The organism is Microcystis viridis FACHB-1342 (assembly GCF_014698335.1).
GTDB lineage: Bacteria > Cyanobacteriota > Cyanobacteriia > Cyanobacteriales > Microcystaceae > Microcystis > Microcystis ichthyoblabe_A.
Genome location: NZ_JACJSV010000118.1, coordinates 1 through 6221, shown reverse-complemented (window position 1 = coordinate 6221; position 6221 = coordinate 1). Strand labels below are relative to the sequence as shown.

The following is a 6221-nucleotide window of genomic DNA, read 5'->3' as shown; positions in this document are numbered from 1 at the left end:
CACAAGGGATTTGCATCGGTTCTGGAAGTGTAGAGTCAAAGATTAAGCAAATAGGTGCAAGAATGAAAATTGTGGGAGCACAATGGAAAGCAGAGAATGTTCCTCAGTATTTGAAGCTACGTTGTGCTTATCTCAACGGCGATATTGCCTGAGTATTTTTACTCATTGCAAAACTGGGATGCTCCCAAGCTACCTAATAATAAGCTAGGTCATTTCGTTGAATTTTCTGATGAAACATGGGATCAAAAAACTATTTTTAATAAAATATTTCCCTATATTGAAATTGGCGAAATAGATATTTCCTCTGGAGAAATTAAAAATATTAGCAATATTGAGATTCAAGATGCACCAAGTAGAGCAAAAATGATCGTGAGAGGTGGAGATATTCTTATTTCTACAACTCGACCGAATAGAGGTGCAATTGTAAAAATAGATGAAGTAGAGCATCTATTTATCGCATCTACTGGCTTTTCAATTATCCGAAAGATTACTAAAAACAATATAAATAATAAATTTTTATTTCATATTCTTAGACAATCACTTTCTTTAAAACAAATGGAACAGAGGAGTAGCGGTGGGAACTATCCTGCTATTACACAAGAAGAACTAAAAAATATTCTCATTCCTAATCCATTACTTGAAATTCAAGATAAAATTGTTGCAAAAATGGATGATGCTTATGCGGCTAAAAAACAAAAAGAACTGGAAGCACAGCGATTACTAGATAGTATTGATGATTATCTGTTAGGGGAGTTGGGGATTGAGTTACCCGAACCCGAAGAAAACACTATTAAAAACCGAATTTTTATCCGTAATTTAAGCGAGGTATCAGGCGATAGGTTTGATCCTTATCCATATCAAAATAAGTTTAAATATTTAGGGAATAAATTAAAATCAATGCCTATAAGAGTCAAAAAGCTGAAAGATATTGTATCATTTTTTGATTATGGTTTAATGCCGACTCAAGACTATGCTTTTTCAGACGCAGATGGTTTACCAATGATTAGAGTTACAAACATTAAAAAAGATGGCTATATTGATATGTCAGACATTAAGTATATTAAATTTGATACCCCAAGACTTTATCAAAAATTGGTTAAGGCAAATGATATTTTAATGGTACAGTGTGGTAACACAACTGGAAAATGTGCTTTCGTAACAGAAGAATATGAAGGCTATACTTTCGGGTCTTTTTCCTTTGTGATTAGAGGCGATAGGAACTATGTTGATCAGAAATATTTATTTAATATTCTGTCTTCTATTGTTGTTCAAGAGCAACTTAACAAAAGTCTAACTATAACATCAGTAAGACCTAACACATCAAAACCTGATGTTCTAAATTTTAAAATTCCTCTGCCTCCTCTTGAAAAACAAATAGAAATTAGTGAGCATATCACGGCAATTCGTAATCAAGCCAAACAACTCCAACAACAAGCCAAAGACGACCTAGAAAAAGCTAAACAGGAAGTCGAAGCCATGATTTTAGGTGATGACTAAAAGCCTAATTTATCGGCTCTTCTAGGTTCTGTGTGATCAGTTTAACTTACAATATGATCGATCTTTGTGTCCTCTGTGTCTTTGTGGTTCGTTCCACTCCCTCGCCAACAGGACTGTATCTTAGAATCCATTTTACCCACCAAACCTAAGAGAGCCATATTTTTAATACAATCGACCGCGCCAACTTTGGGGACGGGTAAAAGCAGAGATAAAAATGCGGATAACTGCCAGCGGATCCGCGAGGGGAGATAGCCAAAATAATCCCGAAGATAGATTGACTTTTTCGCCGCGATAGTAGCTAGGAGAGACAGCCAATAAAAGGGCAAAACGAATCAATAACAGCAGCAGGTTTAAAGTCAAGACAATTTTTAAACTCAGGAAATCGTAGCCAAAAATCAAAGCTGTGAGCAGTAAAGGAGTGATAATTATCGGTAATCCCTGAGTAAGAGCTAATAAAGCTAAATCGCCCCATAATTGCCCCTGATAGGAGGCATCTTTGAGGTCAAGGGATCTGCCCCATTCGCGCCAAGTTTCCTTAAGTCCTTCGTACATCCGCACGCGAATCAACTTCGCCCCATCGAGAAATCCCACCCGATAGCCTTTCGTTGCCGCTAGACGGGCCAGGGTGACATCATCGCAAAAAGAACCTTTTGCCCCGCTATAACCGTCTAAAGCCGCTAAAACTGACCGCCGGCAGAGAAAACATTGACCATTGGCCATGACTCGTTGGGGATCTTGCCCGCGCACTCCGGCCGCATCAAAGCGATAGAGCAAAGTCATCAATAAAGCTGGCTGTAACCACCATTCTCCCGGATAGGAGAGGATAAATTGCGGCGACAGGGAAACTAAATCATAACCTTCTGCGATCGCAGCTTTAACTAAACTAGCCACTAAATTTGCTTGGGGTTGCGTATCGGCATCAATGCCCAAAATCCAGTCACTTTCAGGAGAACTAAACAAAAAACCATTGTGTAACGCCCAGGGACGACCTACCCAATCGGGGGGCAAAGGATCATCGGTTTTCAAGCGAAAGCGGGGGTCTTTTGCCGCCATCTCCTTGACTTTTTCCCGCGTACCATCTTGGGAATTGCTATCGACAATCAGAATTTCTCGCACTTCGTAACTCTGTTGACTCAATCCCTGTAAACAACCGTCAATCCTGGCCACTTCGTTTAACGTCGGCACAATCACGCTTACTGTCCCTAACATCTCCGGGGTGGGAGGTTGGGGAGTCAGGGGAGGACGACGACGCGCCCCTTTTAGCAGACGGGAAAGAAGGATAAAAAAGGCAACAGCCTGAGACAGCAGTAGCCCCAGGCAGAATGCACCGAGAATTATCTCAGTTAACAACTTATTTGGCTCCTCTCACCGAAACAAAGGGGATTTTTAGGGTTGTTACTTCGCTTGTCGGCACTGTTTGCCCGGAAGCAACAGCCTTGGCGCGATTATAGAGGAGTGTTAAAGGCAGAATACCGGTGAGTAATCCTAAGAAAATCGGCGGATAAATACCGGCACCCATACTCATGACCGTAGCAAAGCCAAAATTACCCAAATACATCACAAAAGGCAGGGTTAAATCTTGACTTGGCAGTTTCACCGGTTGCACTTGCCAAATTAAAGTGGCTACCGTCATAAAAACACAGCCCGTGCCGAACCAACCGGCAAAATTTTCGTAGGGCATCCCAAAAAAAGCCCCCGGTTGTTCCCAAATCCAGAAGGGGATGGTAGTTTGACTCATGGCCGGATCTAGGACAAAATCCCAGGAAGTTAATAATACCGCCCCGATAGCGATCGATCCTAGATTTTGTAGCCACTGGGGTATAGCAAGAGTGGATAAACCAACACGAGCGATAATATAGGCACTAAAACCGAGATAAAACCAAGATAGGGGGATAGTAAAGGGGACTAAACCCGCAATTTTGTAACCTAAGCCCGAAAGATAACGATAATGACCGAAAGGAAAGCCGGTACTGGTTCCTAATAGTTCGCTACAAAGGGATAAACTGATAGCGGGAACCATGAATCCTAACCAGTGCCACACTCCTAGAGTCCGATAGGCATAAACAGCCACGGCTGCCATTCCTAACACCATATACACCACACCCCCCCCAGCCATTGACCAAGCAAAGAAGGTTTTGCCAAAATCTGGTAAATTGACCACAAATTCGGGATGGGGCAGAACTAGCAACAATCCGGCTAGTCCAAAAGCCATCGATACAATATGACCGATGAGCAGAGCTTTTTCGATCGCAATTAGTCGTCTCATTAAATCTCTAGCGCTGCGAAAGGATAATCATTTTCAAGTTTACAAATCTTTATTAAAGGATTATTACGCAGATCGGTCACTTGCGGCAAAAAAGTTTTACGCGGGTTAGGGATTTGCCTGTATTAGTTGTTTAGGAGTCAGTAGGCAGCAGTCAGGAGGGAGGAAAATCAATTAAATGGTTTATTTAGAGATTTTATGTTACTTTATACTTAGTTTTTTCATTTTTTTCAACCCCCAAAAATTAATTATGCTAGGGGCAATGGCTAAAAATGCCTGACAATATATATTCACAATCATGTTTTTAGCCTAAAAAAAGGGCATTCTAGAGTTAAGTCCTCTTGATCACTTAGGAATTGCAGCGGTTCTTTAAGAAACTCTCTCCATCAGACTCACTATAATTAAAACGTTAGACTAGCTATGTCGGCAGAATCTAGACATCGGCGCCTGCTTGCCAATCGATACCAACTGGTCGAGTTGATCGGTAGCGGTGCCATGGGACAAGTATATCGAGCGGAAGATAAACTATTAGGTGGCGTAACCGTCGCCGTGAAATTTCTCTCGCAAACTCTCCTCAACAAAAGAATGCGTGAGCGTTTCGAGCGAGAGGCAACTATTTCGGCACTTTTAGGCGAAAAAAGTATTCATATTGTTAAAGTTCGTGATTATGGTATAGATGAAAAGGAAGTCCCCTTCTACGTCATGGAATTTTTGCAGGGGGAAAGCATAGGAGAAATCATCAAATATCACCCGCTGCCTCTCTCGCGCTTCTTTCATCTCACCCGTCAGATTTGTTTCGGCATCGAATGCGCTCATAAGGGTATTATCTTCCAAGGCGAGATCTGTCCGATTATTCACCGGGACATCAAACCTAGCAATATTATCGTGATTCAGGACTCAGGATTAGGAGAATTGGTGAAAATTCTCGATTTTGGCATCGCTAAACTCATCCAGTCGGGAGAATCCCAAACCCAATCGTTTATGGGAACCTTAGCCTATTGTTCCCCAGAACAGATGGAAGGTAAAGAACTCGATCATCGTTCCGATATCTACAGTTTCGGGATCGTGATGTACGAGATGCTCACGGGAAAAACGCCCTTTTTTCCCGATAATTCCTCCTTTGGCAGTTGGTATGAGGTTCACCACCACGCTAAACCCCGTCCCTTTAATCCTAGCTTGCAATTACCGCCAGAATTAGAACAGTTAATCCTGCGCTGTTTAGCCAAAGCACCCAGCGATCGACCGCAAAGTATTACAGATATACTACAACTTCTCGAACGACTCGAACCCCTAGTCAAAAATAATCAACCGAATAAATTGCATCGTATCGGTGAAATAGTCAAAAAAATCGACGATTACACCACCAAAACTAAAACCCTTGAAGATTTAGATCGAACCGATCTTGCTGTCGCGAATACCAAGGATATCTGTCTCAAATCCATTTGGCCCGAGGATAAACCGCGCCAAAAAATCGTCTTCCCACGCTGTATCAAGTCTGCCGACGGCGTTTTTGCCAGTTTATGGGTAATGTTGGATCGAGAAGATATCCCCGTCCGGGTTGCTAGTGTCCGTTATAATCAATTCCTCTTCTTACCCACACCCCACCCGATGATTCTCTGGATTACTGTCCTCTATCATCGTCAACAGGGACCCCGCTGGTTGCCCTGTTATTTGGACTTAAAAACCCCCCAGGGTCAAAAAATGACCAAAACCCTCGCCGAAACCGGTCAATACTGGATTTTATTTTTCTCCCTCGAAGGTGGCCCAATCTGTGAAAATGTGATCACCGCTAATATTCCCGCCAATCAATGCCAAATTTTGCAGCAATGGGTGAGAGATAGTCAATTAGCTCCAGTGGGCAGCCCGCAAATTAGCAAGCAGACGTTAAAACAGAAACTGGAGGAACTTAAACCCAAAATTCTGGCCAAATTAGAGTCGGAATTAGCCCAAGGCATACCAATTTAATCGCCATTATCTCGATGGGAAGTTCGTAGTGGAGCCTAGATAGTTCCTGAGTCTGACGAAAAATTTTTCTGAACTTCGGTTAGAATCGAGGAACTGTATGTGATTGCAGTATTTACTGCGATGAACCTATGACTAAACTGCTGCAACAGGCGATCGCTCAAATCCAACAACTTCTGCCCGAACAACAGGATGCAATCGCATCACGGTTTCTGGATAAGTTGAAAGACGAGCAAAAATGGGAAGCTAGTTTTGCTGCCACAACAGATGAGCAATGGGAGCAGATGACTGCGATGGTGCGTCAGGAAATAGCAATGGGTGAAACTACTCTAGCCAGTGAAGTATTGTAAAGTTTCAATACAAATATGGTCATATATAGTCATTCATGGTAGTATGTACAGACAAAACTATCGGACTAGGCAAAAAAAACAGGAATAAGTTATCGAACGGCTTGGAGGTGGTGGAAACAAGGGAATTTAACAGGCTATCAATTGCCTTC

General features: G+C 42.2%; 5 protein-coding genes and 1 pseudogene. 4 read left to right on the top strand and 2 right to left on the bottom strand.

The window, feature by feature from the left end; genetic code table 11:
* Both H6G40_RS22320 and H6G40_RS22315 read left to right on the top strand, forming a co-directional pair.
* Positions 1 to 152 (top strand): annotated as a pseudogene (locus H6G40_RS22320) (ISKra4-like element ISMae18 family transposase); the annotation flags it as partial.
* A complete protein-coding gene (locus H6G40_RS22315; protein ID WP_081330802.1) occupies positions 124 to 1497 on the top strand; it encodes a restriction endonuclease subunit S in 1374 nt (457 codons plus the stop codon). The pseudogene H6G40_RS22320 and the gene H6G40_RS22315, both read left to right, overlap by 29 nt.
* Before the next feature lie 162 nt (positions 1498 to 1659).
* Here the strand turns inward: H6G40_RS22315 and cruG are convergent, their stop codons facing one another.
* Both cruG and cruF read right to left on the bottom strand, forming a co-directional pair.
* Positions 1660 to 2847 (bottom strand): 2'-O-glycosyltransferase CruG, encoded by a 1188-nt coding sequence (gene cruG, locus H6G40_RS22310; RefSeq protein WP_002732038.1) that lies wholly within the window; start codon positions 2845 to 2847, stop codon positions 1660 to 1662.
* Between the two features lies 1 nt (position 2848).
* Complete coding sequence (gene cruF, locus H6G40_RS22305; RefSeq protein ID WP_002732974.1) at positions 2849 to 3763, bottom strand: gamma-carotene 1'-hydroxylase CruF; 915 nt, start codon at positions 3761 to 3763, stop codon at positions 2849 to 2851.
* A gap of 417 nt (positions 3764 to 4180) precedes the next feature.
* On the opposite strand from cruF, the gene H6G40_RS22300 reads away from it, so the two are divergent.
* Positions 4181 to 5725 (top strand): serine/threonine protein kinase, encoded by a 1545-nt coding sequence (locus H6G40_RS22300; RefSeq protein WP_042790376.1) that lies wholly within the window; start codon positions 4181 to 4183, stop codon positions 5723 to 5725.
* Positions 5726 to 5853: 128 nt separating this feature from the next.
* On the top strand, positions 5854 to 6072 hold the full coding sequence (locus tag H6G40_RS22295; RefSeq protein WP_002732519.1) for a hypothetical protein: 219 nt from the start codon (positions 5854 to 5856) through the stop codon (positions 6070 to 6072).
* Positions 6073 to 6221 lie beyond the last annotated feature (149 nt).